This window comes from Methylorubrum sp. POS3 (assembly GCF_043352485.1).
Classification (GTDB): Bacteria; Pseudomonadota; Alphaproteobacteria; order Rhizobiales; family Beijerinckiaceae; genus Methylobacterium; species Methylobacterium suomiense.
Map to the genome: position 1 here is coordinate 2,925,551 of NZ_JAPRBT010000001.1, position 26,892 is coordinate 2,952,442.

At 70.3% G+C, this 26,892-nt stretch carries 23 protein-coding genes; 11 read left to right on the forward strand and 12 right to left on the reverse strand.

Features of this window, described 5'->3' with window-relative positions; translation table 11 throughout:
* Window positions 1-178 precede the first annotated feature (178 nt).
* The 5 genes from sfnG (at window position 179) to OWC43_RS13630 (ending at window position 6,843) form a co-directional block, all read left to right on the forward strand.
* Entirely contained in the window at window positions 179-1,279 is a 1,101-nt protein-coding gene (gene sfnG / locus OWC43_RS13610; RefSeq protein WP_137828643.1) for a dimethylsulfone monooxygenase SfnG, read from the forward strand.
* A gap of 177 nt (window positions 1,280-1,456) precedes the next feature.
* Window positions 1,457-2,716: an SfnB family sulfur acquisition oxidoreductase gene (locus OWC43_RS13615; protein ID WP_393957034.1), complete on the forward strand. Its 1,260-nt coding sequence runs from the start codon at window positions 1,457-1,459 to the stop codon at window positions 2,714-2,716.
* 161 nt (window positions 2,717-2,877) lie between these two features.
* Entirely contained in the window at window positions 2,878-3,528 is a 651-nt protein-coding gene (gene paoA / locus OWC43_RS13620) for an aldehyde dehydrogenase iron-sulfur subunit PaoA (RefSeq protein ID WP_393957035.1), read from the forward strand.
* Between the two features lie 11 nt (window positions 3,529-3,539).
* Window positions 3,540-4,514 (forward strand): FAD binding domain-containing protein, encoded by a 975-nt coding sequence (locus OWC43_RS13625; protein WP_393957036.1) that lies wholly within the window; start codon window positions 3,540-3,542, stop codon window positions 4,512-4,514.
* A gap of 94 nt (window positions 4,515-4,608) precedes the next feature.
* On the forward strand, window positions 4,609-6,843 hold the full coding sequence (locus OWC43_RS13630) for a molybdopterin cofactor-binding domain-containing protein (protein WP_393957037.1): 2,235 nt from the start codon (window positions 4,609-4,611) through the stop codon (window positions 6,841-6,843).
* Between the two features lie 184 nt (window positions 6,844-7,027).
* Here OWC43_RS13630 and OWC43_RS13635 read toward each other — a convergent pair whose 3' ends face one another.
* The 3 genes from OWC43_RS13635 to OWC43_RS13645 all read right to left on the reverse strand — a co-directional run bounded on the left by OWC43_RS13635 (window position 7,028) and on the right by OWC43_RS13645 (window position 12,503).
* A complete protein-coding gene (locus OWC43_RS13635; protein ID WP_137828648.1) occupies window positions 7,028-7,627 on the reverse strand; it encodes a cysteine hydrolase family protein in 600 nt (199 codons plus the stop codon).
* Between the two features lie 315 nt (window positions 7,628-7,942).
* Window positions 7,943-9,274 carry an efflux RND transporter periplasmic adaptor subunit gene (locus tag OWC43_RS13640; protein WP_393957038.1) on the reverse strand — a complete coding sequence of 444 codons (1,332 nt, stop codon included), beginning with the start codon at window positions 9,272-9,274 and terminating at the stop codon, window positions 7,943-7,945.
* Window positions 9,267-12,503: an efflux RND transporter permease subunit gene (locus OWC43_RS13645; protein ID WP_393957039.1), complete on the reverse strand. Its 3,237-nt coding sequence runs from the start codon at window positions 12,501-12,503 to the stop codon at window positions 9,267-9,269. The genes OWC43_RS13640 and OWC43_RS13645 overlap by 8 nt, the downstream gene beginning before the upstream one ends.
* A gap of 335 nt (window positions 12,504-12,838) precedes the next feature.
* On the opposite strand from OWC43_RS13645, the gene OWC43_RS13650 reads away from it, so the two are divergent.
* The 5 genes from OWC43_RS13650 (at window position 12,839) to OWC43_RS13670 (ending at window position 16,465) form a co-directional block, all read left to right on the forward strand.
* Window positions 12,839-13,180 carry a hypothetical protein gene (locus OWC43_RS13650; RefSeq protein ID WP_393957040.1) on the forward strand — a complete coding sequence of 114 codons (342 nt, stop codon included), beginning with the start codon at window positions 12,839-12,841 and terminating at the stop codon, window positions 13,178-13,180.
* 5 nt (window positions 13,181-13,185) lie between these two features.
* The gene (locus OWC43_RS13655) at window positions 13,186-13,659 is read left to right on the forward strand and encodes a prepilin-type N-terminal cleavage/methylation domain-containing protein (RefSeq protein WP_393957041.1); all 474 of its coding nucleotides are present in this window, start codon (window positions 13,186-13,188) and stop codon (window positions 13,657-13,659) included.
* Window positions 13,656-14,459, forward strand: a complete 804-nt coding sequence (locus OWC43_RS13660) for a type II secretion system protein J (protein ID WP_393957042.1) — start codon at window positions 13,656-13,658, stop codon at window positions 14,457-14,459. Before OWC43_RS13655 ends, OWC43_RS13660 begins: the two co-directional genes overlap by 4 nt.
* Window positions 14,460-14,461: 2 nt before the next feature.
* Window positions 14,462-15,418: a general secretion pathway protein GspK gene (locus OWC43_RS13665; protein WP_393957043.1), complete on the forward strand. Its 957-nt coding sequence runs from the start codon at window positions 14,462-14,464 to the stop codon at window positions 15,416-15,418.
* A 408-nt stretch (window positions 15,419-15,826) separates the two neighbouring features.
* Window positions 15,827-16,465: a heme-binding protein gene (locus tag OWC43_RS13670; protein ID WP_393957044.1), complete on the forward strand. Its 639-nt coding sequence runs from the start codon at window positions 15,827-15,829 to the stop codon at window positions 16,463-16,465.
* Window positions 16,466-16,479: 14 nt separating this feature from the next.
* On the opposite strand, the gene OWC43_RS13675 is transcribed toward OWC43_RS13670, so the two are convergent.
* The 8 genes from OWC43_RS13675 to OWC43_RS13710 all read right to left on the reverse strand — a co-directional run bounded on the left by OWC43_RS13675 (window position 16,480) and on the right by OWC43_RS13710 (window position 24,907).
* Complete coding sequence (locus OWC43_RS13675) at window positions 16,480-17,823, reverse strand: NTP/NDP exchange transporter (protein ID WP_393957045.1); 1,344 nt, start codon at window positions 17,821-17,823, stop codon at window positions 16,480-16,482.
* The gene (locus OWC43_RS13680) at window positions 17,820-18,536 is read right to left on the reverse strand and encodes an NADPH-dependent F420 reductase (RefSeq protein WP_393957046.1); all 717 of its coding nucleotides are present in this window, start codon (window positions 18,534-18,536) and stop codon (window positions 17,820-17,822) included. Before OWC43_RS13680 ends, OWC43_RS13675 begins: the two co-directional genes overlap by 4 nt.
* A complete protein-coding gene (locus tag OWC43_RS13685) occupies window positions 18,526-19,443 on the reverse strand; it encodes an aldo/keto reductase (RefSeq protein WP_137828657.1) in 918 nt (305 codons plus the stop codon). The genes OWC43_RS13680 and OWC43_RS13685 overlap by 11 nt, the downstream gene beginning before the upstream one ends.
* Before the next feature lie 79 nt (window positions 19,444-19,522).
* A complete protein-coding gene (gene rsmD, locus OWC43_RS13690) occupies window positions 19,523-20,077 on the reverse strand; it encodes a 16S rRNA (guanine(966)-N(2))-methyltransferase RsmD (RefSeq protein WP_393957047.1) in 555 nt (184 codons plus the stop codon).
* Between the two features lie 34 nt (window positions 20,078-20,111).
* Window positions 20,112-22,019 (reverse strand): pseudouridine synthase, encoded by a 1,908-nt coding sequence (locus OWC43_RS13695; protein ID WP_393957048.1) that lies wholly within the window; start codon window positions 22,017-22,019, stop codon window positions 20,112-20,114.
* 101 nt (window positions 22,020-22,120) lie between these two features.
* Window positions 22,121-22,297: a DUF1328 domain-containing protein gene (locus tag OWC43_RS13700; RefSeq protein WP_082552349.1), complete on the reverse strand. Its 177-nt coding sequence runs from the start codon at window positions 22,295-22,297 to the stop codon at window positions 22,121-22,123.
* Window positions 22,298-22,444: 147 nt separating this feature from the next.
* Window positions 22,445-22,648: a CsbD family protein gene (locus tag OWC43_RS13705; protein WP_393957049.1), complete on the reverse strand. Its 204-nt coding sequence runs from the start codon at window positions 22,646-22,648 to the stop codon at window positions 22,445-22,447.
* 162 nt (window positions 22,649-22,810) lie between these two features.
* Window positions 22,811-24,907, reverse strand: coding sequence for a putative bifunctional diguanylate cyclase/phosphodiesterase (locus OWC43_RS13710; RefSeq protein WP_393957050.1), 2,097 nt, complete (start codon window positions 24,905-24,907; stop codon window positions 22,811-22,813).
* A 267-nt stretch (window positions 24,908-25,174) separates the two neighbouring features.
* Between OWC43_RS13710 and OWC43_RS13715 the strand changes: the two genes are divergently transcribed.
* Window positions 25,175-26,089: an alpha/beta fold hydrolase gene (locus OWC43_RS13715; RefSeq protein WP_393957051.1), complete on the forward strand. Its 915-nt coding sequence runs from the start codon at window positions 25,175-25,177 to the stop codon at window positions 26,087-26,089.
* A 10-nt stretch (window positions 26,090-26,099) separates the two neighbouring features.
* Here OWC43_RS13715 and OWC43_RS13720 read toward each other — a convergent pair whose 3' ends face one another.
* Window positions 26,100-26,801, reverse strand: coding sequence for an SDR family NAD(P)-dependent oxidoreductase (locus OWC43_RS13720; RefSeq protein WP_137828663.1), 702 nt, complete (start codon window positions 26,799-26,801; stop codon window positions 26,100-26,102).
* Window positions 26,802-26,892: the final 91 nt, after the last annotated feature.

Consider the following 26,892-nt stretch of genomic DNA (forward strand, 5'->3'; position numbering starts at 1 on the left):
TATCGCCTTCGTCTTTTAAAGAAAGAACTTTCGCTTCGGCGCCGAAAAACGCCGGATCATTCCTTTGACGAAGCGCAAGCGCAAGGCGATGATTTCAGGACGCGAAGACGAGATCGGATCACTATTCCGATATGACCTTCGCGAATTCAGACCATCATCGAACCTGAGTGACGACGCCATGTCCCTGCGCGCCTCTTCCGAGCCGATCCGCTTCGCCTACTGGGTGCCGAACGTCTCGGGCGGTCTCGTCATCAGCAAGGTTCCCCAGCGCACCAGCTGGGACGCCGCCTACAATCGCAAGCTCGCCCAGATCGCGGAGGAGGCGGGCTTCGACTACGCCCTGACGCAGATCCGCTTCACCGCCGGCTACGGCGCCGAGTACCAGCACGAATCGGTCGCCTTCAGCCACGCGCTGGCCGCCGCCACGACCCGCCTCACGGTCATCGCCGCGATCCTGCCCGGTCCGTGGAATCCGACGCTCGCGGCCAAGCAGATCGCCACGATCTCGGAACTGACGGAGGGGCGCATCGCCATCAACCTCGTTTCGGGCTGGTTCTCCGGCGAGTTCCGCGCGATCGGCGAACCGTGGCTCGATCACGACGAGCGCTACCGCCGCTCGGAGGAGTTCCTTCGCAGCCTTCGCGGGATCTGGACGCAGGACAACTTCACGTTCCGCGGCGATTTCTACCGCTATACCAACTACACCCTGAAGCCGAAGCCGGAGCGCCTCCCCGAGATCTTCCAGGGCGGCTCCTCGCGGGCGGCCCGCGACATGGCGGCCCGCGTCTCCGACTGGTATTTCACCAATGGCAATACGCCTGAAGGCATCAAGGCCCAGGTCGCCGACCTCCAGGCCAAGGCGCGCGAGAACGGTCATTCGGTCAAGGTCGGCGTCAACGCCTTCGTCATCGCCCGCGAGACGGAGGAGGAGGCCCGGGCCGTCCTTCAGGAGATCATCGATCACGCCGACCCGGACGCCGTGAAGGCCTTCGGCCACGAGGTGAAGAATGCCGGCAAGGCCTCGCCGGAGGGCGAGGGCAACTGGGCGAAATCGACCTTCGAAGACCTCGTCCAGTACAATGACGGCTTCAAGACCAACCTGATCGGCACGCCGGATCAGATCGCCGAGCGCATCGTCGCCCTCAAGGATGCCGGCGTCGACCTCGCGCTGCTGGCCTTCCTGCACTTCCAGGAAGAGGTGAAGTATTTCGGCGACGAGGTGATCCCGCGGGTGCGGGCGCTGGAGGCGGCCAGGGCCGAGCGCGCCGAGGCGGCGTAAGCCAGCTCCCCCGCCCATTCCCCTCATCCTGAGGTGCGTCGCGAAGCGAAGCCTCGAAGGAGAGCTCCAGCTTGCGCGCGATCCCTGGAGCTCTGCTTCGAGGCCCGCTCAGGCGGGCACCTCAGGATGAGGGGGATGGGTGGGACTTCGCACCTTCCCCCCACGACGGAGCCTCTCATGACCATCGCCGTCAGCCCCACCACCGCCGAAACCGGCAGCCGGCCGCAGGGCACGCCCGGCCCCGCCCGCCCGCAGGAACCGGCCCACGTCATCCGCGACGATGCGGAGGCGATCCGCGTCGCGCAGCGCCTCGCAAAACAGTTCCGCGCGGGCGCCTCGGAGCGCGACCGCACCAGCGCGCGCCCGCTCGCGGAACTCGACGCCTTCTCGCAGAGCGGCCTGTGGTCGATCAACGTGCCGCGGGCCCATGGCGGGCCGGACGTGTCGTACCGGACGCTGGCCCAGGTGATCGCGATCATCGCGGCGGCCGATCCCTCGATCGCCCAGATCGCCCAGAACCATCTCGGCATCGTCGCGTCGATCCGCACCGTGTCGGATGCGGACCAGCAGGCCGAACTCTTCGCCGAGGTTCTGGCCGGCACCCGCTTCGGCAACGCCTTCTCCGAGAAGGGCACGAAGCGCGCCGCCGAGTTCGAAACCCGCTTCACCGACCATGGCGACCACGTGATCGTGCGGGGCCGGAAGTTCTACGCGTCGGGGGCACTGCTCGCCCATCTCGTGCCGATCGTTGCCAACGACGCGGAAGGCCGCGCGTGGTACGCCATCGCGGATCGCGACGCGCCGGGGCTCACGGTGATCGACGATTGGTCGAGCTTCGGCCAGCGCGGCACCGCGAGCGGCACCGTGATCATCGAGGACGTGCGGGTGGAGCGACGCCGCCTCGTGCCGGCTTGGCGCGGCTACGCGCATCCGAGCGCGGACGGGGCGATCTTCCAGATCATCCAGGCGGCGATCGATGCCGGCATCGGCCGGGCGGCGCTCGACGACACGATCGCCTTCGTGCGCGAGAAGGCCCGTCCCTGGATCGACAGCGGCCAGGACAGGGCCTCGGACGATCCCTACACGATCCGCGCCGTCGGCGATCTGACGATCCGCCAGCACGCGGCGGAAGCCCTGCTCGACCGGGCCGGTCTCGCCATCGACGCGGCGGTCGCGAACCCGACGGCCGAGAGCGTCGCGGCCGCCCAGATCGCGACGGCGGAGGCCAAGGTGCTGACCACCGAGGTGGCACTCGCGGCCGCCAACACCCTGTTCGAATTGTCCGGCACCCGCTCGACGCTTGCCGAGCACAATCTCGATCGCCACTGGCGCAATGCCCGCACCCACACCCTTCACGATCCGGTGCGCTGGAAGATCGCGATCGTCGGCAATCACGCGCTCAACGGCGTGAACCCACCGTTCCACGCCTGGAGCTGACGGCCTTCGGGCCGCCCCGACCGCGTTTCGGGCAGCTGCGCCATACGGGCGCGGCGGAACGCCGGATCAACCCGGCCCTCCGCCGCGTTCTGCCTTCCGGATTTCGATCAATTCCAGACTGGCCCCCGGTGGCCCGTCGCGGATGAGCGGGACGGCAAGGCATGACAGCAGGCTCGACCAGAGACACGCGCTTCGATCCGACGCGCCGGGGAGTGATGGGGGGATGCGCGGCGCTCGCGACCCTCGGTGCGACCTTGCGCGGCCAAGCGGTCGCCGCCCCGGCTGCCGGGGATCCGCAGCCCCAGACCATGCCGGTCTCGCTGACGATCAACGGACAGCGGCACGACCTGACCCTCGACACCCGCACGACCCTGCTCGACGCCCTGCGCGAGCATCTCGACCTGACCGGCTCGAAGAAGGGCTGCGATCACGGCCAGTGCGGCGCCTGCACGGTGCTGGTGAACGGCCGGCGCATCAATTCCTGCTTGAGCCTCGCGGCCATGCACGAGGGCGACAGCGTCACCACCATCGAGGGGCTGGCCCAGGGCGAGACCCTGCATCCGCTCCAGGCGGCCTTCCTGCACCATGACGGCTTCCAGTGCGGCTACTGCACGCCGGGCCAGATCTGCTCCGCCGCCGGCATGCTGTCGGAAATCGAGGCGGGCTGGCCGAGCCACGTCACCGATGACCTGACGCAGACGGCGTCGCTGACCGATGAGGAAATCCGCGAGCGCATGAGCGGCAATATCTGCCGTTGCTCGGCCTATCCCAACATCGTCGCGGCGATCCGCGACGCCTCCACCAAGATCTGAGGGCTGAGCCGATGAAAGCCTTCGCCTACGAGCGCCCCACCACCGTCCAGGACGCCGCACGGCTCGCCAGCGAGCGACCGAACGCGCGCTTCATCGCCGGCGGCACCAATCTGCTCGACCTGATGAAGCTTCAGATCGAGACGCCGGCAACGCTCATCGACGTGAACCGCCTGCCGCTCGCCGAAGTCTCCGACACGCCCGAAGGCGGCCTGCGGATCGGCGCCCTCGTGCGCAATTCCGACCTCGCCGCGCATCCGCGGGTGCGCAAGGATTACGCGGTGCTGGGCAAAGCCCTGCTCGCGGGCGCCTCCGGCCAGTTGCGCAACAAGGCGACCACGGCCGGCAACCTGTTGCAGCGGACCCGCTGCTACTACTTCTACGATACGACCCAGCCTTGCAACAAGCGCGAGCCCGGCTCGGGCTGCTCCGCCATCGGCGGGTTCAACCGCATCATGGCGGTGCTCGGAACGAGCGAGGCCTGCATCGCGACCAATCCGTCCGACATGAACGTGGCGATGCGGGCACTCGACGCCACCGTGGAGACGACAAATCCGCAGGGCCAGTCGCGGACCATTCCGATGGCCGATTTCCATCGCCTGCCCGGCGACACGCCGCAGGTCGAGACGACTCTGAAGCCCGGCGAATTGATCACGGCGGTGACCTTGCCGAAGCCCGTCGAGGGCGTGCACCTCTACCGGAAGGTCCGGGATCGCGCCTCCTATGCCTTCGCCACCGTGTCGGTCGCGGCGATCATCGCCAGGGGTGACGGCGACAAGCCGCGACTGGCCAAACTGGCCTTCGGCGGGCTCGCCCACAAACCGTGGCGGGTCGAGGCGGCGGAAGCCGCCCTCGTCGAGACCGGCTCGGCCGACGCCGCCGCCGATCGGGTGCTGGAGGGCGCCCGCGGTTACGGTTCGAACGATTTCAAGATCCCGCTGACCCGCCGGACGCTGCGCGCGACCATCGCCGAAGCCCTGCGCGCTTAGGGACCGCGAGCCGCGCTCCCGAACTCCTTTCAAGGTCGGCTTTCCTAGAAGGCCGACCCCCACCTTTCGACTCGATGCTTCGAGGACACCCGCCATGGACATGAACCAGCCGATCGGCACCACGCCGCTGGACCGGGCGGACGGCCTGGTCGGGCGACCGATCGACCGCATCGACGGCCGCCTCAAGGTGACCGGCCGGGCCCCCTACGCCTACGAAGTCCGCGATCTGGCGAAACCGGCCTACGGCTTCATCGTCGAGGCCTCGATCGCCAAGGGCACGATCCGCCGGCTCGACACCGACGCGGCGCGGCGGGCGCCGGGCGTGCTGCTCGTCATGACCCACGAGAACGTGCCGGAGCAGGGGGAGAAGAAGGAGCAGGTGTTCCCGCAATTGCAGGGCACCGAGATCCGTTTCCGGGGCCAGCCCATCGCCTTCGTGGTGGCCGAAAGCTTCGAGCAGGCCCGCGCGGCGGCGGCTCTCGTGAAGGCCGATTACGCGGTGCAGACCCCGCAGGCCTCGCTCCGGGACGCCAAGCCCACGGCGTTCGAGCCGAAGGCGATGCAGACGCCGCCGGATTCGAAGCTCGGTGATTTCGACGGCGCCTTCGCCGCCGCACCGGTGAAGCTCGACGTGGAATACACCACGCCGGTGCAGATCCACGCCCAGATGGAGCCGCACGCCACCATCGCCTCGTGGGAATCGGGCCCGGACGGCGAGCGGGTGACGCTGTACACGGCCAACCAGATGCTCAACCGCGGCCAGGCCTCTCTGGCCCAGGTGCTGAAGCTCGACCCGAAGAACGTGCGCCTGATCTCACATTACATCGGCGGCGGCTTCGGTTCGAAACTGCAGCCGCAGCCGGAAGCGACGCTCGCGGCCCTCGCGTCGCGCAGCCTGCGCCGCCCCGTGAAGGTGGCGATGACGCGCCAGCAGGAATTCCACGTCGCAACCCACCGTTCGGACACGATCCAGCGCATCCGCCTCGGGGCCGACGCGAACGGGCGGCTGACCGCCATCGGCCACGAATCCTGGTCGGCGGCCACCCCGGGCGACGGCTTCTACGAGACCTCGGCCAACGTCACCCGCGCGCTCTACGCGGCGGAGAACCGCATCACCCGGCACCGGCTCGCCAACCTCAACAAACCCGTCGCCTCATCGATGCGGGCCCCCGGCGAGGCGGTCGGGCAGCTCGCCTTCGAATGCGCCATGGACGAGTTGGCCGAGCAGCTGAAGGTCGATCCGATCGAGCTGCGCATCCGCAACGAGCCGGAGCAGGACCCGGAGAAGAAGGTCCCGTTCTCGACGCGTCAGCTGGTGGCCTGCATGCGCGAGGGCGCGCAGCGCTTCGGTTGGGACAAGCGCGGCGCAGTCGGCGCGACGCGGGACGGGCGCTGGCTCGTCGGCATGGGCATGGCCGCCGCGGCGCGTCTCAACCCGCTGATGCCCTCGCAGGCGAGCGTCCGGCTGAATCCCGACGGCACCCTGACGGTGCGCATGGCCATGACCGATATCGGCACCGGCACCTACACGATCCTGGCGCAGATCGCGGGCGAGATGATGGGCCTGCCGGTGGAGCGCATCCGTGTGGAGATCGGCGACACGGCCTATCCGAAGGCGGCGGGCTCCGGCGGCTCCTTCGGTGCGGGCTCGGCCGGCTCGGCGCTCTACGTCGCCTGCGACAACCTCCGTCAGGCGCTGCTGACGCAGGCCGGCCTGAACACGGAGGGCGCGACATTCGCCGAGGGGCGTGTCGTCTCGGGCAACCGTTCCGAGGCTCTGACCGATCTCGCCGGCAAGGACGGCGTCGAGGCCAAGGGTGAGATCAAGCCCGGCGCGATGAAGGAGAAATACTCGCAGCACTCCTATGGCGCGCATTTCGCCGAGGTCGGCGTCGACGCGGACACCGGCGAAATCCGGCTGCGGCGCATGCTCGGGGTGTTCACCGGCGGGCGCATCCTCAACCAGAAGACCGCCCGCTCGCAGGCGCTCGGCGGGATGATCTTCGGCATCGGCGCCGCCCTGATGGAGGCTGCCGAGATCGACACCCGCACCGGCCAGTTCGTGAACCACGATCTCGCCGAGTACCACGTCCCGGCGCATGCCGACGTGCCGGCCATCGACGCGGTGTTCCTGCCGGAACTCGACGACAAGTCGAACCCCCTGAAGAGCAAGGGGCTCGGCGAGGTCAGCATCTGCGGCGCGGGCGCGGCTCTGGCCAACGCCGTCTACAACGCCACCGGCGTGCGCATCCGCGAATACCCGCTCACCCTCGACAAGGTGCTCGAGGGCTGGGACGAGCACGAGGGCCACGCGCAGCGGCGGACCTGAGGCAGCGGCCGGAGAGCGTTTTCCAACCCTCTCCCTCATCCTGAGGCGGCGGCGTGCAGCGCCGCCCTCGAAGGAGGCCTCCAGGAATCGCGCGGCGGTCTGGAAGCCTCCTTCGAGGCTACGCTTCGCTCCGCACCTCAGGATGAGGGTTGGGTCGGACGAGCAAGTGACGTCGCCGAACGATCTATCCGCGGATCGCCCCCTGATCCGGCGCGACGACCGCAAACAGATCGGCGAGCGCCGCGAGGCTTGCCGATTGAACCGCGGCGGCCGGGACGGTGGCGCCGTCCGGCCCCGGCAGGGCGCGGGTGGCGGTCGCCGCGGCGACGACGGTCGGGCGGAAGCCGAGGCTGAAGGCGCTGCGGGCGGTCGAGTTCACGCACATATGGGTCATGAAGCCCGCCACGATCACGTCCTCGACGCCCGCGGCCTTGAGCTGTGCCTCGAGGTCGGTGCCGACGAAGGCGCTCGGATAGGCCTTCGTGACGATCGCCTCGCCGTCCTTCGGAGCGACCTCGTCGCTGATCTGGCCGATCGGCGCCGTGATGTCGTAGGGCGAGCCCGGCCCGGCATCGTGGCGCACGTGAAAGACCGGGATACCAGCGGCGCGGGCCCGTTCCAGCAGCGCCGCCGCCTCGCGGATCGCCGGCTCGACGCCCTCCAGCTGCATCACGCCCTCGCGGTAGGTGTTCTGCAGGTCGATCATCAGCAGGGCCGAGCCCTTCAGCGCGGCGGGCTCCGGCGGCAGGCCGGAGAGGCTGCGAAGGGTCTTTAGATCGGTCATGAGGCGTCTTTCTCGGTGAGCGTTTCCGGCGGGATGTGAGCCGAGACCGGGCGCGAGCGCAACCGGCCGAAAGTCGGACGGACGATTTGAACCCACCCTCGCCCTCATCCTGAGGCGCCCGCGCAGGCTGGCCGCGAAGGAAGGCTCCCGATGTCTCAGAGCCGGCTCGACCGGCTCGTCCCATCAGATCCCCTCATCCTGAGGTGCCGCGAAGCGGCCTCGAAGGAAGGCTCCCGATGTCGTCAGCGATCCCTGGCGCCCTCCTTCGAGGCTTCCGCTGCGCTTCCGGTGCCTCAGGATGAGGGGAGGGTGGGATCAGCGTTGCGCCGAATGCGTCGGCTTTTCCGGCTGTGGTGCGATCCGGCCGCCTTCCTTCAGATCGGAAGGAGGGCTCAGCACGAGGCGCTCTCCGCCGGCCAGACCCTGATCGACCTCCACGGTCGTACCCTTGTCGCGGGCGATGTGGACATTCGCCCAGGTCACGGTGTCGTCCTCCCGGGAGAGCGCCACGCGGGTGCCGCCCTGGTTGAACACCAGGGCCTCCGCCGGCACCGCCACCGTCGGGGCACCGGTGCGGGGAATGGCCAGGGTCACGTAGACGTAGAGGCCGGGCCGCAAGACCCGGTCGGGGTTGGGTACGTCGACCTGCGCCGTGAGCGTGCGCGAGGAGGCCAGCAGCGCCACCGAGGAGCGTTCGACCTTGCCCGAGAAGGTCCGGTCCGGCATCTGCGGCACCTTGATCTCGGCGGCCACACCCGGGCCCACGCCGACGGCCGCGTTCTGCGGCACGTTGACGGAGATGCGCAGCACGTCGTCCCGGTCCATCGACAGGAGCGGCGTGCCGGAGCCCGCATCCGCCTGGACGAGATCGCCGACATCGACATTGCGAGCGGTCACCACCCCGTCGAAGGGCGCGGTGACGATCTCGAAACCGGTCAAGGCCTTGAGCCGCCCGACGGTGGCTTCCTGGGCCTTGATATTGGCCTCGGCCACCTTCACGTCGGCCTCGGCCGAGGCGAGGTTGGCGGCCTGCGACAGCACCCCGGCCTGCGTGTTGTCGGCGTTCTGCTTCGAGGCCCAGCCCTGGCCGGCGAGCGTCGAGGTGCGCGAGTTCGTCACTTGGGCGAGGTTCACGTTGGCCTTGGCCTGATCGACCATCGCCTTCGCCCGCAGGAGCTGCGCCTGGAGCTGGCCGAGCTGCGCCTCCGCCTGCATCAGCTGCTGATCGAGGTCCGGGGCGGCAATGCGCAGGAGCACGTCGCCCTGCTTCACCCGGGAGCCGAGATCGACCCGTCGCTCGGCGATGTAGCCGGTGGCGCGGGCAAAGATGCGGGCGGTGGCGAAGGGCTCGGTCTGCCCCGGGAGGGTGAGCGAGGCGGGGCCTTCGAGGCGCTTGGCCTCCACGGTCCGGAGCTTCGGGACGAACGTGTTCTGCCGGCGCTGCGTCTCCTCGGCGCGCGCCGCCCGCTCTCCGTGACCATGCGCGCCCCAGGCGATCAACCCGGCGGCGACGAGCGCCGCGAGGACGAAGCCGCGCTTGCGCGGCGGCGGCGGGATTTCGGCTGCGGGCTTGTGCTCCGACGCGCTCACCGGCCGATCCTGGGGTCGCGGCAGCCCGCCGCCGTCTTCGTCGCGAACATCATACATAATCCTGAAGCGGTTTGACCGCGCCGCGACGCAGCAGGGTGTAGAGGAAGGGCACGAACAGCAGCGTCGAGGGCGTGCCGAGCGCGATGCCGCCCATCACGGCGCGCGCCAGCGCCGCGTTCTGCTCGCCGCCCTCGCCGGTGCCGAGCGCCATCGGGATCAAGCCGAGGAACATCGCCCCCGCCGTCATCAGCACCGGCCGCAGCCGGGTCTCGCCCGCGGCGATCGCCGCCTCGAAGGAGGAGCAGCCGGTCGCCTCGCGGTGCTCCTTGGCGAAGGTGACGAGCAGGATCGAGTTCGCGGAGGCGATGCCCACCGACATGATCGCCCCGAACAGCGAGGGGATGGAGAAGGCGGTGTTGGTGATGAACAGGCTCGCGACGATGCCGCAGAAGGCGATGGGCAGGGCCGCCAGAACCACGAAGGGATCGCCCCAGCTCTGATAATTCACCGCCATCAGGAGGTAGACGGCGACGAGCGCGATCGCGAGCCCGATGCCGAGCCGGAAGAAGGCCGAGCGCATGTTCTCGATCTGGCCGCGCACGACGATCTTGTCCGGGGCGGGCAGCGCCTTCTGTTCCTCCTGAACGATCCGGTCGATCTCGCGGGCGACGGAGCCGAGGTCGCGGTCCTGCACCGCGGCGTAGACGTTGAAGGTCGGCTGCGTGTTGACGTGGTTGATCACCGTCTGGGTCGGCTGGCGGGTGATACTGGCGACACTCGACACCAGCGTCAGCGCGCCGGGCCCGAAGCCGCCGGTGGCGGAGGCGCGGGCGAAGAGCGGCGTGTTCTGGAGCGCGGTGAGCGAGTCGTTGCGGTATTCCGGCGTCTGCACCCAGAGCTGGTAGGGAATGCCGGTCTTCGGATCGGTCCAGAAGTTCGGCGTGACCTGGAAGGAGCCCGACAGGGAGACGTTGAGGCTCTGGGCCACCTGCTGCTGCGTCAGCCCCAGTTCGGACGCGAGGCGCCGGTCCACGTCGATGAAGAATTGCGGCACGTCGACGATCTGGTGCAGGTGCACGTCGACGAGGCCGGGCATCGCCTTGAGCCGTGCCTCGATCCGGCGGGCGGCGGCGAGATCTTTCTCGAGGTTGCGGCCCGAGACCTGCACATCGATCTGCGAGATGACGCCGAAATTGAGAATTTGCGTGATGATGTCGGAGGGCTGGAAGTAGACGATCAGGTCGGGAAAGCGCTCGTGCAGGACTTCGCGCAGGCGGCGCGTGTAGTCCGCCACGGACCCATGCCCCTCATTCAAATCGATCAGCATCTGCCCGTCGTTGTAGGAGACGAACGAACCGTCGGAGAAGGCGAAATTGTAGTTGTTCGACGGCAGGCCGATATTGTCGAGGATCTGCCCGATCTCTTCCTCCGGGATCACCTCGCGCACGGTCTTCTGCACCTCGGCGAAGACCTGCTCGGCGGTCTCGATGCGCATGCCGGGGCGGGTGCGCAGGTGCAGCGTCATCTGGCTCGATTCGACCTGCGGGAAGTAATCCTGGCCGGTCTGGACGAAGAGCACGCCGGTGCCGGCGAACAGCAGGGCGACCAGCGTGACGGTCGCGACGCGGCGGCGCAGAACCACGTGCAGCAGCCCGACATAGCCGCGATGGAAGCGGACGAACCCCGCCTCGAACCGGCGGCGGAAGGCGCCCGCGAACCGGAACAGCGGCCGCGTCAGCCAGATCGCGGCGCGGGCGATCCGGCCCTGGCGCGGCGCCTCGTCCGCGCGCCCATGGTGCTGGAGGTATTCCCGCTCCACCAGCACATCGATCATGACCGGCACCAGCGTGCGCGACAGCAGGTAGGAGGTCAGCATCGCGAACACGACCGCGAGCGCCTGCGGCGTGAACAGGTATTTCGGCGTGTCGGTGAGCGCGAAGACGGAGACGAAGGCGGCACAGATCGACAACGTCGAGATCAGCGCCGGCTTGGCGATGCCGGCCGCGCCCTCGACCACGGAATTGCGGAACGGGCGCCCCTCCTCGAATAGGCGGTAGGTGTTCTCGATCGCCACCGTCGCGTCGTCGACCAGGATACCGACCGCGAGGGCGAGGCCGCCAAGCGTCATCACGTTGATGGTCTGGCCGAGCGCGGCGAGGATCGCCAGCGAGGTCATGATGCAGAGCGGGATCGAGACCAGCACGATCAGCGTCGAGCGCCACGAGCCGAGGAACAGCAGGATCGTCAGGCCGGTGAGCGCGGCGGCAATGGCGGCTTCGTGCAGCACGCCCTCGATCGCCGCCGAGACGAAGACCGACTGGTCGAAGAGCGGCTTGATCTCCATCCCCTCGGGGGCCGCCGCGCGGATGTCGGGGAGCGCCGCCTTGAGGTTGTTGACGACGTCGAGGGTCGAGGCGGTGCCGTTCTTGAGCACCCGCATCAGCACCGAGGCCTGCCCGTCGGCGCGCACGATGTTGACCTGCGGCGGCCCGCCGTCGCGGACATAGGCCACGTCGCGCACCAGCACCGGCTGGCCGCCGACGACCCGGATCGGCATCTCGTTGAGGCTCGCGATCGCGTCGGGCGTCGCGTTCATCTGCACCGGATATTGCTGCTCGCCGATCTTGGTGAGCCCGGAGGGAATCGTCAGGTTCTGCTGGGTGACGGCGTTGGTGACGTCGAGCGGCGTGAGCCCGAGGGCGCGCAGGGCGTGCAGGTCGAGATCGACCATGATCTGGCGCGGCGCGCCGCCGAACGGGGAGGGGAGCGTCGAGCCCGGCACCTGCGTCAGCCGCTGGCGGATGCGGTACTGGGCGTAGTCGTAGACCTTGTTGAGGCTGTCCTTGGTCGAGGTCAGGGCGAGCTGGATCACCGGCACCGAGGAGGCGGAGAAGCGCACGATCACCGGCGGCTGCACGCCCGGCGGCATCAGCGCGCGGATCGAGTTCGTCGAGGAGACGATCTGCGCGATGGCGAGATCGATGCTGACGCTCTGATCGAAGTAGATCTTCATGATCGACGTGCCCTGCAGGCTCGTCGATTCCATCCGGGCGATGTTGTTGACGTTGTTGGAGATGCCGAACTCGGAATAGGTCGTGATCCGCTTCTCCATCTCCGGCGCGGACAGGCCCGTATAGGTCCAGACCACGACGACGACCGGGATGTCGACGGTCGGCAGCACGTCCTTCGGGGTGACGACGATCGCGCCCAGGCCGCCGAGCATCATCAGCACGGCGAGCACGTAGGTCGTGATGCGGAATTTGAGGGCGTACTGAACGAGACCCATGCATGCCTGCGTGATGGGCGGGACGGGGCGCATCGGACCCCGGCCATGTTTCCATTCTATGTCCGGAGACGATGCGGAACAGCGCCGCGCTGCGATGCCGCAGCGATTTGTCCGGCCGGAACGACCGTTGTGCTCAGCGTCGACTCACCACGCGTGACTGTAGACCATCAGAGGTTTCGCCGTCCGCGCCTCCTTTCGACCGATCTGTACTGATTTCGCGAAGTGTTGCGAAAATCCCACGTCGGACGATTTCTGTCGTGAAGCTTCGCCATTCGCGGGACGATCGGAGCGACGCAGCCTATAGCGGAGAGGTTCGCGCATCGGATGCTCCGTCGATGACTCCTCTGCGACCGGCGATGATCGTGCTGTTCGGTCTGGGCTCGGGATCGGTCGCGCTGATCGTGCCCGGCTCCGCGCAGACAATGCCGCGGCTCGGGCTATCCGGGCCCGAGGTCGGAATGGATTTCGCCGCTCGTCCGCTGCACGGGGGAGGGGCCCGCCGCCCCGAGGCCGACGCGGTGATCCGCCCACCCATGGGGCCAGGCCGCAACCGCACCCTCGCCATCGGCGTCCCCGAGGACATCGACCGCCCGGCCGCCGATACCGGGCAGGGCGACTGGCCGATCGACCTGCGCCGCTTCGCGCCCCCGCCGCGCGCCGCGGCGGTCGAGCCCTGACTCCGGTGTCCATCGCGATGCGCACCGTCTCGCCCCCTCGAACGGCCTCCCCGCAGGCCGGCTTCACCCTGCTCGAAACCGTTCTGGCTCTGGCGCTGATCGGCCTCGTGGCGACGCTCGCCCTGCCCCGCGGCTCGCCCCGCGACAGCGGCACCTCCCTGCGGATCAAGGCCTACGAGATGATGGCCCTGCTGCGGGCCGACCGGGACGCGGCGCGATCCGGCGGCGTTCCGGTGGTGGCGCGCGTCGATCTCACGGATCGCATGCTGCGCTCCGGCGCCTCGGACCGTGCCGTGGCGTTGCCGCCCCGGATCGCCATCCGGATCTCGGAAGGGTTGGCCGGCGGGGTCCGCTTCCTCCCCGACGGCACCGCCACCGGCGGCGAGATCTTCCTGGCCCGCCCCGGCCTCGGCGCCTTGCTGGCGGTGCGGATCGACGGTCTGACGGCGGCGATCGATCTCGACGAGGGCCGCTCGTGAGGGCCGGCGCGCGTCTTGGCCGTGCCCCCCGGCTCCGCCCTCGCCGTTCCCCGCGCGACGCGCGCAGCGGCTTCCTGATGGTCGAGGCGCTGGCGGTGCTGGCGATCAGCGCCGCGATCCTGCTGGCGCTCGGCTCGCTGACGCGGCTGATGCTGCACCAAGCCGACAGCCTCGCCGGGCGCACCGCCCGGCTGGAGCGGACCGAGCAGGGCCTCTCGGCCCTGGCGCGGGACATCCGCCGGATGGCCCGCGCCCGGTGGGACGGGCCGGACCGAGAGCGCTTCGTGTTCGCGGGCGGCCCCTGGCAGCTTCTCTTCGCCCTCGACCGGCCGGTGGCCGAGGGCAGCCCCCTGCGCGAGACCGTGGCGGTGCTGCTGCGCAGCGAGGGGGACGGAACGGGTGGACGCCTGACCCGCGCGGAGGCCCCGCTGCCGCCGGACCTGCCCGGCCCCGGTGCGCTCGCCTTCGGCCCGGACCAACTGCTCTACGAGGGCCCGGCCCGCATCCGGTTCGCCTACGTGGCGCCCCGCAGCGACACGACCCCGGAGGTGATCGTCGATACCTGGCCGCCGGCCGGGCCGCCGCCGGTGGCGGTGCGGGTCGGTCTCGCCGATCCGGGCACCGGCGACGTGGCCGCATCGTTGCGCGTGCCCGTGCGCGCCGAGGCCGAACCCGGCTGCGTGCGCCCCCGAACGCATTACTGCAGCCGCACGGAGGAGGGCGCGGGCGACGACGAGGCGGCGCTCGGCGCCATCCTCAACGCGGTGACGCAGGACCGCGCCGCCCAGAGGCGGAACTGAGCATGCCGAGGCGCGTCGCCGGAGCGAGGGGCGAGACCACGGGCACCGGCGCCAGCGCCAGCATGGCGGCGCGCAAGGCCCCAGGCCGGGACGGACGCGGCGGCTTCATCCTGGTGGCGGTGCTCGGCGTCATGGCCCTGTTGGCGAGCCTGCTGGGGGGCACCACCGTGCTGGTGCGCGCGGCCTTCGAAGGGGTGCAGGCGAAATCCGACGACCTCGCCCTGGACGGCCTGGTGCAGGCCGGGCTCGACCTCGCGGCCTACGAACTCTACGGCCTCAAGCTCGCCCCGGCCCAGATCGACGGACAGGAGATCCGCCTCGATTCCGGCACCGTCACCCTGTCCGTGAGCGACGAGGCGGGCCGGATCGACCTCAACGGCGCCGATCCGGCGCTGCTGGCCTCCGCCTACCGCGCCGTCGGCGGCCGCAGCCTCCGGCCGGAGGAGTTCGCCGCAAGGGTGGTGGCGTGGCGCGACCGCTACGAGCCGAAGGATGGGCAAGGGGCCAGCAAAGGGGCGCTCACCGCCGCCCCGCCCCGGCCCGACGACGGCGCGCGCCCCCATCGCCGCGAAGGGTTTCGTCAGGTCGGCGAGTTGCGCTGGCTGCCGGGCGTCGATCCCGCCGAGGTCGAGGCCCTGGCCGGGCTTCTCACCGTCAACAATCCCGGCGGCAAGGTCGACGTGACGAGCGCTCCGCCGCCGGTGCTGCTCGCCTTGCCCGGCCTGCAGGCAGCGCTCGTCCAACAGATCCTCGCCCTGCGTCGCCGCCCCGACGGGCCTGACCGCCTCCTCTCGCTTCTGAAGGGGCAGGAGCGCTTCGTCGTCACCAAGGGCGGCAGCGCTCACCGGGTTCGCTTGGAGGCCCGACGGGGCGCAGGCGTGACGCGGCGGGCCGAGGCCGTGATCACGCGCGCGCCGGCCAAGCTGGCGCCGTACTTCGTGGTGGAGTGGTCGGGATAGGAGGCGCGACGGGCAGGACGCTTGCCAACCGCAGGAACCACAAACGGACGCGCCAGCACCGGATTCCCATGGAATCCGGACGGACCCTATTTTTCTTCATTCATCCGAACAATACATTTATGTACCTGGTAGAGACGAACGAACCTGGACAATTTTCAATCCAGCCGATGCGATGAATATTTGCGTGAATACATTTGCGTGATACCCATTCGTCGATCCGCAAATATTCGATTCGCGGATACGGCTCCTCGGAGCCCAACAGGGGGTTGGGGAATGTCACATTCGAAGCATAGGCTCGGGACGGTTACAGTCCTGGGAGGCGCAGCCCTGGTCGCAATGCTGATGTCGAGCGCCGCCTGGGCCCATGAAGACGCAGAGAGAAATCCGGGCGGCGGTCCGTCATGCCCGGTGAGCCATGGACAACTCAAAGCCGCCGTGACGCAAGCGGCGGCCGCCGATTCCACGGGACTCAACAACGATTTCTGGGCCGTCGCGGTGACGCGGTCGGGCCAAGTCTGCGCCGTCGCCTATTCCGGCGGGAACGTCTACGCGCAATGGCTCCTGAGCCGCCAGATCGCGGCGGCCAAGGCCTACACCGCCAACGGCCTGAGCCTCGACGCACCGAAGGGCCCGCTCTCGACCGCGCAGCTCTACGGCTTCGTGCAGCCGAGCCCGAGCGGTGGCAACCCGCTGTTCGGCCTGGAGGGCGGCAACGTCCTCGACGCCAGGGCGGCCTATGACGGCAACGTCGCCGAGTTCGGCACCCCGCGCGACCCGATGATCGGTCGGCGCGTCGGCGGCACGATCACCTTCGGCGGCGGCCTCGCGCTCTACGACGGCAAGCGCGCCATCGGCGGCGTCGGGGTGTCCGGCGACACCGCCTGCGCCGACCATTCGGTGGCGTGGCGCATCCGCTCCATCCTGAAGCTGGTGCCGCCGTCGCCGACCGACACCATCACCCTGACCGCGGGCGCCACCCCGGCCACCGGCGGTCATCCGCGCTGCCCGAACGACACGGGCACGCAGGGCCAGACGGCGACGAACTGAGCTGTCCGCGCCGCTCAGCGCGGCGCGACGGACACGGATGCGTCCTCCTCCCGGCCCGCCGGGGGGAGGGGGCTCTCCGGGTCGCTCGCGGCTTGCCGGGCCGCCTGCGCCCGTCCGAGCCAGAGCGCGTTGGCAAGCCACGCCGCGGACAGCGGCACCGCGACGATGGCCGCCGCGTGGCCGCCATAGCCGAGGGCGCCGAGCCCGGCATAGGACCACGCGCCGACCTGATCGCCGAGGCGGTAGACCACCGTGTCGATGAAGCTCTTGGCCTTGTAGCGATCCTCCCGCGCGACCACCGTGAACAGCACTTCGCGGATCGGCCGGGCGATGGCGAAGTTGCCGGCCCGGCGCAGGACGTAGACGACGACCACCACGCCCACCGTCGGCGAGAGGGCGAGCGCGGCGAAACCGACGATGCTCGCCGCCGGCAGCAGCGCCAGCGTCGCGCCGACCCCGAGGCGCCGCACGATCCGGCCGGTGAAGAACAATTGGACGCCGAGCGTCAGGGCGTTCACCGCCAGGTCGACGGTGGCGAAGAAGGCGGTCTGCGCCCCCCGGTCGGGGAAGCTGCGCTTGGCCACCGCCGCCTGCTCGAAATACAGGAACGTCGCCGTCACCGAGAACAGAGCCAGGAACAGCGCGATGTTGAGGAGATAGGGCGCGGACACGGTCCGCTGGATGCCCGCCAGCACGCCGCCGCCGATGGTCTCACCCGCGCGGGAGGCTTCCGGCACCGCGTGCAGGCGCCCGATGATGCCGGCCAGCCCGCGCATGGCGAAGACGGCGGCCTCCAGCAACAGAGCCGCCGCGACGAGCAGCACCCAAGTCGGCACGTCGCGGGCGAGTGTCGCGGTCACCGCCGAGCCGCAGATGGCGCCCAAGGTCGCGCCTGCGGCGATGAAGCCGAACAGGCGCTTGCCCTGCTCGGTGGTGAAGACGTCGACGATCGTGGCCCAGAAGATCGAGACCACGAACAGGTTGAAGATCGAGAGCCAGACGAAGAAGGCCCGCCCGACCCAGAGCGCCGCCTCACCCTCGGTGACCGCGATCAGCCCGGCGAAGACGAGGATGTTGAGGATGAAGAACCGGTAGGTGAGAGGCACGAACCGCGCCCGCGGCAGGCGCTTGACCAGCCACGCGAAGGGCAGGTTGAGGGCGAGCATTCCGACGAGGGTCGCCAGGAACAGCCATGGCAGGTTCTCGAGCCCGCCCGCCACGCCCATCTGGTCGCGGATCGGGCGCAGCACGTAGTAGCTCGCCAGCAGGGCGAAGATGTAGGCCCAGGACCAGGCGAGCGCCGGCCCCTCGCCCGGCCGCACATCGACGAGGCGCGCGAGCCGGGCACGCAGGCTCAAGGCGCGACCCCGAGCTTCGCCCTGAGTTCCGGCGCCGACAGCTCATGACCGAAGCCGGGGGAGCCCATCGCGAAGGTTTTGGCCGCATCGAGTTCGCCCACGACCACCGGATCGAAGCCGGCATCGGTGACCAGCGTGCGGGCGGTCTCCAGCGCCTTCGGGTCGTCGCCCGCGATCGGCACCGCCATGCGCGGATCGGGCCGGGCCGCATTCTTGAGGAAGATCTTGTAATTGGCCGCATTGAAGGCGCGCACGATCCGGGCGCCGGCGAGGTACTTGGCGGAGACGGCGCCGATCCCGTCCTTCTCGACCTCGTCGTAGATCGCGCCGTCGCGGGTCTTCACGGCATTGCCCGCATCGATCACCACCTTGCCCTTGAGGGCGGCGGCATTCTCCTTCCCGAGTTCGGGATAGGCCTTGTAGGGCACCGCGATCAGCACGGCGTTGCCGAAGGCGATCGCCTCCGCCGGCGTGCCGGCCCGGGCCTTGGGACCGAGTTCCTCGATCAGCGCCTTCAGCTCCTCCGGATGACGGGAGGAGAAGAACACCTCGTAACCGGCCTTGAGCCAGAGCCGCCCGAGCGTGCCACCGATATTCCCCGCCCCGACGATCCCGATCCGTCTGGGACTTTCGGATTGTGCCATCGCCGGGACGGCGAGGGTACAGAGCAGGACCGCGAGGACGCTGCGTCGCGCAAGACGATCAAACCGCATCGATGAAGGCCTCCATCTTGCGCCGCTCGGCGGCGTCCGGCAGGCGCCCACGGGCGGCACCGAGGTTGTCCTCGACATAAGCCGCCTTGGCCATGCCGGGGATCGGGCAGGTCACCGCCTCGTTGGCCAGCACGTATTTGAGGAAGAACTGCGCCCAGCTGGCGCAGCCGAATTCCCGCGCGAAATCCGGCACGGGCTTCCCCTTCACGGCGGTGAACAGCCGGTCGCGGCCGAACGGCACGTTCACCATCACGGCCACGCTCCGCTCCTGCGCCAGCGGCAGGATGCGCTCGGCGGCCTTGCGGCTGTCGAGGGCGTAGTTGACCTGGAGAAAGTCGAGCGTCTCGCGCTTCAGGACCGTTTCGAGTTCCGGAAACTGGTCGTCGCGCCAGACCGTGACGCCGACGGTGCGGATGCGCCCCTTGTCCTTGAGGCCGCGCAGGATCGCGAGGTTGGATTCCGTGTCGATCAGGTTGTGCACGGCGATCAGATCGATCGTGTTGGTGCGCAGGCGCTTGAACGAGCGCTCGATCTCGGCCTCCGCGGCGGCGCGGCCCGTCGCGGCGACCTTAGTGGCCAGGAAGATCTTGTCGCGAAGCCCTTCGAGGATCACGCCGAGCACGTCCTCGGCGGTCCCGTAGCTCGGCGCGGTGTCGATGACCTTGCCGCCGAGCGCCACGAAGCGCTCCACCGCCTCGCGCAGGGGCGCCGTCGCCTCCGGCGTCACCGCGACCTCGTAACGGCGCGAGGTGCCGATCCCCATCGCCGGCAGGCGCTCGCCGGTGGCGGGAACCGTCCGGACGATCAGCGGCTCGTCGGCGGCGCGGGCGGGCGGGATCGCCCTGAATCCGGCACCGGCAGCGGCGATGGCCGCTCCGTGCAGGAGGGTTCGGCGGGAGATCGGCATGGGGCCTCCTTCGGGCGTGCCCGAGGGAGATAGGGCGGCAGGCCGATGACGCGACCCGGCGCAGGCACCGGGCTGCGCCTCAACCCTCGAAGCGCCCGATGGTCACGACCGTCTCGCCGTAGGCCCGCCGCTCCAACTCCGAGACGCGATCCGGCAGAACCGGACCGGCGCTCACCACCTCTTCGACGAGGACGAGGGCACCGCCCGCGAGCCAGCCGCCCTTGGCCGCCGCCGCGAGGGCGGCGGGGGCGAGACCCTTGCCGTAGGGCGGATCGCAGAAGACCAGCGTCGCCGGCGTGTCGGCGGTGGGGCCGAGTCGGGTCGCGTCGCGGCGGATGAGCCGCGCGCGGTCGCCGCAGGCGAGGGCCGCGATGGTGTCGCGGATCAGGCCGCCGGCCTCGCGGCCGTCATCGACGAGGAGCGCGCTGGCGGCACCCCGCGACAGCGCCTCGAAGGCCAGGGCACCGGTCCCGGCGAACAGGTCGAGCACGACGGCGCCCTCGACCGCGTCGTCGTAGGCATGGGCCAGCACGTTGAACAGGGCCTCGCGCAGGCGGTCGGAGGTCGGGCGGATGCCCTCGCCCTTCGGGCCGGCGAGCCGGCGCCCGCGCCATTCCCCGCCGACGATCCTCACGCTTCACCCTCAGCCGACTGTGCGGCCAGCCGCATCAGGCGCCGCCGCGCGGCGGACGGCCTCCACCGCGGGACCCGCCGGGCTTGCCGCCGGGGCGGCCCCCACCGCCCGCACCGCCGGGACGACCGCCGCCGCCGGGCCGCGCACCGCCGGACTTGAACCCGCCGCCCGGGCGACCGCCGCCACCGCCGCCGCCGCCGGCCTTGAACCCGCCCTTGAAACCGCCCTTGCCGCCGTCGCGGGCCTCGCCCTGGCGCGCGCCACCCTTGAAGCCCGGCTTACCGCCGCCGCCGGCAGGCCGGCCGGCGCCCTTGAAGCCGCCGCTGCGCTCCGGACGACCCTCCTGCCTGTTCTCGAAACGCCCCTCGCCGCGCGGAGCGCGGGGCGGGCGCGCGTCACCGCCCGAACGGTCGGGCCGCGGCCGGTCGCGCGGAGGACCGCGGCGCTCGGGGGCACCCGCATCGAACGACCGCTCGCGACGGGGCGCGCCCTCGCTGCGCTCCCGGGGGGGACGGCCCTCGCCGTCGGTCCGGTGCTCGCGGGGCGGCCCACGGCGCTCGGCACCACTGTCCTCGTCGCGGCGGCGGGGGCGGGCATCGCCCGCGGGCGCCCGGCGCGGCGCGGCCGACCGTGCGTCGCCGCGCTCCGAATTGCGCTCCGGACGATCCTCGCGCGGACGGCGGTCCTGCCGCTCGGCGCCCTCCTCGTTGTTGCGGAAGCGGACGCGGCGATGCGGCTCGGCGGCCGGGGCCTCCGGGGATGCCTGAAGCCGCTCGACCAGCACCCGACGCTCGCCCACCGCCTTGATGGCGCCGACGCGCTCGCGGCCGCGCTCGGCCGCCGCCGCACGGGCGGCCTTGGGATCGCCGCCCCGGCGCGGCACCTTGGCGGCGCGGGGCCGCTCCTCGTCGTCGGCCCGCCATACGGTGGGGGAAGGCGCCCGCGCCGGCGCCATCGACGTCTTGGCCGGAGCCCGCTCCGCGCCTCTCGGAGCGGAAGCCGGTCGCGCGGGGTCGCGCGGCGGACGGCCCGCGCTGCGGGCCTTCGGGGCACCGGAGCGCTCGCCCTCCTCGGCGCCGCGGGTCGCGACCTTCGCGGCCTTCTTGGGGCTGCCGAACGGGGCGATCGCCTCGCGCACCGGGCTCTCGAAATCGACGCCGGCCTCCTCGGCGAGGGTCTTGCCGAGCTGCTCCTTGAGCACCTTGGTCCGGATCTCCTCGACGAGCCCGACTTCCAGGTCGCCGAGCTGGAACGGCCCGAACGAGAGGCGGATCAGCCGGTTCACCGACAGACCGAGATGCTCGAGGATGCGCTTGACCTCGCGGTTCTTGCCCTCGCGCAGGCCCAACGTCAGCCAGACATTGTCGCCCTGCGCCCGGTCCAGCGTCGCCTCGACGGGACCGTATTCCATCCCGTCGACGGTCACGCCCTTCCGGAGCTTGTCGAGATCGGCCTGGGTCACATCGCCGAAGGCGCGCACGCGGTAGCGCCGCAGCCATCCGGTATCCGGATGGGCGATCACTTTGGCGAGGCCGCCGTCATTGGTGAGCAGCAGCAGGCCCTCGGTGTTGATGTCGAGGCGCCCGATGGCGACGACGCGGGGCAGTTCGTCGGGCAGCCCGTCGAACACCGTGGCGCGACCTTCCGGATCGCGGGCGGTCGTGACGACGCCGCGGGGCTTGTGCAGGATCCAGAGCCGGGTGCGCTCACGGGCCGGCAGCGGTTCGCCGTCGATGACGATCCGGTCCACCTCGGTCACGTTGATGGCGGGCGAGGTCAGCACCTTCCCGTTCAGGCTGACGCGGCCGGCCTCGATCATGGCCTCCGCGTCGCGTCGGGAGGCAATGCCGGCGCGGGCAATGGCCTTGGCGATGCGCTCGCCCTCGGGCGCGGCGGGGGCCTCCGCGGGCGCGGCCTGGGTGGGGTCGGTGGTGTCGGTCATCCTGGCCCCTTAGCAGAGCGAGGGGCCGCGCAAAAGGAAAAGGCGGCCCTCAGGACCGCCTCTCCTCGATCGGGCCCCTTAAGGCCCGAAGCGATACGACGTCAGAGTCGCGGCGAGCGACCGCGCACCGCGCCCATCACCGCCGAGATCAGGAACAGCGCGATGGCGACGAAGAAGACAATCTTGGCCGCTTCCATGGCGGTGCCGGCGATGCCGCCGAAACCGAGCAGCGCGGCAACCAGGGCGACGACGAGGAAAGTGACTGCCCAACCGATCATGGTATCCTCCTGAAAGGTCCGTTCTGGCTTGAAGAATTGTCAAGCTGCCCGGTTCGTTCCGTTGATGGTCCGGAAAACGTCTTCCGGGCAAAACGGTTCGCCGACGCGGGGGCGATCCCGTGCCGGCGAGGCCGGATCACTCCGCGATCAGTGCTTGCCCTTGATCGCGTCGGCGGTGTCGTTCACGGCCTGCTTGGCGTTGCCCTTGAGCTGCTGGCCCTCGCCCTTCACCTCTTGGGCCTTGCCCTCGGCCTGAAGCTTCTCGTTGCCGGTGGCCTTGCCGAGACCCTGCTTGACGTTGCCGGCGGCCTCGTTGGCGAGGCCCTTCACCTTGTCGGCGGTGCTGCTCATGGCGCGTCTCCCGTATCCACGGCCCGTCCCGACGGTGGCGTCGGGCTCGGGGGGACGGACGGCAACGAAAGCTCCCGTGCTCATGTTCCGTCGATTAACATTGCCCCGCGGATCGGAAGGCCCGCTCCGAGGAGCCATCCGGCCTCTCGTCAGATCACGGATCTAGGCCACCCGGGCGACCGGCCCGGCCGTTTCATCCTGGGCAATCAAGAGAGCGGCGATCTCGCCGGCGGGCCGCGGCGGGCTGAACAGGAAGCCCTGCACCTCCCGGGCGCCCTCCGCCCGGATGGCGGCGAGCTGCGGCTCGGTCTCGACCCCCTCGACCAGCGTCGTGATGCCGAGGCTGGTCCCCAGGCTGACGATGGCCCGGATGATCGCCCCCGCATCGGGGTTGCCGGCGCAATCGCGCACGAAGGAGCGGTCGATCTTGATCTTGTCGAAGGGGAAGCGGCGCAGGTAGCTGATCGAGGAATAGCCGGTGCCGAAATCGTCCATCGAGATCCGGATGCCGAGCTTGCGCAGGGTGTGCAGCGTCTCGAGATTGGTCTCGGTGTCGTCGAGGAGCACGCTCTCGGTGATCTCGAGTTCGAGCCGCGTCGCGTCGAGCCCGCTGGCGGCCAAAGCGGCGACCACCGTCTGCGCGAAGCCGCGATGGCGCAGTTGCAGCGGCGAGACGTTGACCGCGACGCTGATGTCGCCGGGCCAGCCGACGGCGTCGCGGCAGGCCTGCCGCAGCACCCAATCGCCCAGCGGCACGATCAGGCCCGTCTCCTCGGCCAGGGGAATGAACAGGGCCGGGCTGATGAGGCCGCGCTCGGGATGGCGCCAGCGCACCAGCGCCTCCATGCCCTTGATGCGATTGTCGGAGAGATCGACCAGCGGCTGGTAATGCAGCTCGAACCGGTCGCCCTGAAGGGCCTCGCGCAGCTCGCGCTCCAGGGCGAGCCGTTCGCGAGCGACCTCGTCCATCTTCGGCTCGAAGAGACGGAAGGTGCCGCGCCCCTCGGCCTTGGCCTCGTAGAGAGCCATGTCGGCTTCCTTGAGCAGGCGCTCGATATCGCCGCCCGGCGTGCCGGGAGCGGCCAGCGCGACGCCGACGCTCATGCCGATCTCGGCGGTGACGCCGTCGAGCCGGTAGGGGGCGCTGACGACCCGGATCAGGCGCTGGGCAAGGGCGGCCGCCCCTTCCGCGTCGTCCACGGCGTAGAGCACGGCGAACTCGTCGCCGCCGAGCCTCGCCACCACGTCGCGACCGCGCACCTGCGCCCGCAGACGCGCCGACACCGCCTTGAGCAGACCGTCGCCAACCGCGTGGCCGAAGCTGTCGTTGATCGGCTTGAACCGGTCGAGATCCAGGCACAGCACGGCGAGCCCGCCCATTCCGGCTTCGCGCGCCTCGCGCAGCAGCTCGGCGCCGATCTCGCGCAGGGCCGTGCGATTGGGCAGGTCGGTCAGCCCGTCATGGCGGGCCATGTGGATGATGCGGGCCTCGTTGCGGCGGCGCTCGGTGATGTCCTCGAAGGTCGCCACCCAGCCGCCGCCCGGCATCGGCCGGTGTGTCGCCGCGATCACCCGCCCGTCGGCCAGTTCGCGCAGCAGCGATTTCGGGCCGTCGGCGGCGAGCGACGTGCGCGTGCCCTCGCTGACGGAATCGACCGTCGCCCCGCTCCGGTAGCACCCGAGACGGACCAGGCGTTCGATCACCGCCCGCTGGCTCATGCCGACCTGCAGCGCGTCGGGTTCGAGCCCGAAAATCTCGAGGTAGCGCCGGTTCCAGACCAGCAGCCGCTGCCCGGCATCGAACAGGCACAGGCCCTGGCTCATGTTCTCCAGCGCCGCGTCGAAAAGCCGGTTCTGCTCCGACAGCTCCGCATGAGCCCGGACCAGGGCATCGCGGGTGCGGTGCTGTTCGGTCACGTCGCTGCCGACGCCGCGATAGCCGAGAAATGTGCCCTCCGCGGAATGGCGCGGGCGCCCGCTGATCTCGAACCAGCGGGGGGCGCCGTCGGGGTGGCGGTAGACGTAGGTCAGCTCGCGGAACGGTCGCCGGGCATCGAGCGCCGCACGATAGACCTGCAGCCCCTCGGCCTCCGTCTCCCAGGCCAGATCCGCCCGCGCCGCGCCGACGAGCGCCGCGGCCGGGCGCCCGAAGAACCGCTCGGCCTCGGGCGAAAGGTGGCAGAACCGCCCGCCGACATCGGTTTCCCAAATCCAGTCGGCAGCGATTTGAGCAAAATCTTCGAGGGGCGTCATCGTCATGTCGAAAGGCCCAAGTCGTGACGGCGCTCACCGTGAAGCGTCGTCATGAGGCCGTCGGAGTGGATCCGGGGCAGAACAACTGTGTCGCCATCGAAGGTGACCGATAAGTCTTAATTTTCATCATGCCCAATACATAGGCAATATGCTGAGGCATTGATCGAACAACGAAACTCCTCCTCAGCGGCCTGTGGGCATAGATGTCATCGGAGCCTTCGCGATCCGGCGCCGTTGTCACCGACCCTTGGACGCCCTGCGAGGACCCTGTCGATGGCGGACGGCGACGACCTGTTTCCCGGCTTCGAATCGCTCTGGATCGATGGCCCATCCGGGCGCTGGTTCGCCCGGGCCGGGGGCCGGGAGGACGCAGCACCGCTCCTGCTGCTGCACGGCTTTCCCCAGAGCCACGCGATGTGGCACCGGCTGGCCCCCGCCCTGGCGCGGACGCACCGGGTGATCGCCCTCGACCTCAAGGGCTACGGCTGGTCGGCCGCCCCCGACTCGGAGGGTGGAGCGGCTTACGCCAAGGCCCAGGTCGGGGCCGAGATCGTCGCGGTGATGGAGCGGCTCGGCCATGTCCGCTTCGGGCTCGCCGGTCATGATCGCGGCGGGCGCGTCGCCTACCGTCTGGCCCTCGACACGCCGGGCCGGGTCGAGCGCCTCGCCCTCCTCGACATCGTGCCGACCTTCGTCCAGTGGGAGCGGATCGAGGCGAATCCGGGGATGAACCCGCACTGGCCGTTCCTGGCGCGCCCCGCGCCGGAGCCGGAGCGCGAGATCGGCCGCGACCCGGACGGCTATTTCGAGGGTTTGCTGCGCCAGTGGAGCGCGGCCAAGGATCTGTCGGCCTTCGACCCGCGCGCCCTCCGGCTCTACGCGCAGGCCTGGAACGTTCCCGAGCGCATCCACGCGATGTGCGAGGATTACCGGGCGGGCGGCGCCGAGGGGGCGGACCGCGCCGCCGATCGCGCAGACCTGGCGGCGGGCCGCACCCTGCCGATGCCGGTCCTCCTGCTGGCGAGCCGCGATTACCTCGACCGGGACAAGCCCGAACCCGCCCTCGACGTGTGGCGGCGGAGCTTCGCCCCCAAGGCCGAGGGCGTCTCGATCGCGAGCGGCCATTTCATGGCCGAGGAGGCGCCGGAAGCGACGCTGGCGGCGCTGGAGGCGTTCTTCGCAAGGTGAGCGAGCGGCTTCAGAACCGCTCCACCCAGGGCCGCACGGCGACCTCGTCGCTCCAGGCACTGCGATCCTGGCGCAGCAGCGCGAGATAGGTTTTGGCGATCGCCTCCGGGTCGAGGGTGGCGTCGGGCGCGTCCTCCGGATCGGGGCGGGTTTCGGAACGGATCGCGCCGTCGACGATGATATGGGCGACGTGGATGCCCTTCGGCTGCAGCTCGCGGGACAGGCTCTGGGCGAGGCCGCGCAGGGCGAATTTGCCCATGGCGAAGGGGGCGGAGCCCGAGAAGCCCTTCACGCTGGCCGAGGCGCCGGTGAACAGGATGGCGCCGTGGCGGTGGGGCAGCATCCGCCGCGCCGCCGCCTGAGCGACGAGGAATCCGCCGGTGGCCGTGACCGAGAGCGACCGGGCCACCGCTGCGGGATCGAGATCGGCGATCCCGCCGCGCAGCCGGGCGCTGGCATTGTAGACCACCACGTCGGGCGAGCCCCCGAGCGCCGGTTCGAGACGGGCGAACAGCGCCTCGACCGCGTTCGGATCGGTGGCGTCGCATGCATGGAGCGCGGCGCCTGTCTCGGCCGCGAGCCGCCCGAGCTTCTCGACGTTGCGCGCGGCGAGTCCCACCGCGAGCCCTTCCGCGGCGAAGAGCCGGGCCAGGGCCGCGCTCAGGCCCGGTCCGGCGCCGACGATCAGGGCACGCTCATAGGTCGGGACCATGGGACGCCTCCACGTGCGACGGGTCGATCGAAGGGCAGAAACCGGACCGGGGCGGCTTGTTCCGGCCGGGTCGCGGAGCCGAGGGGCGATG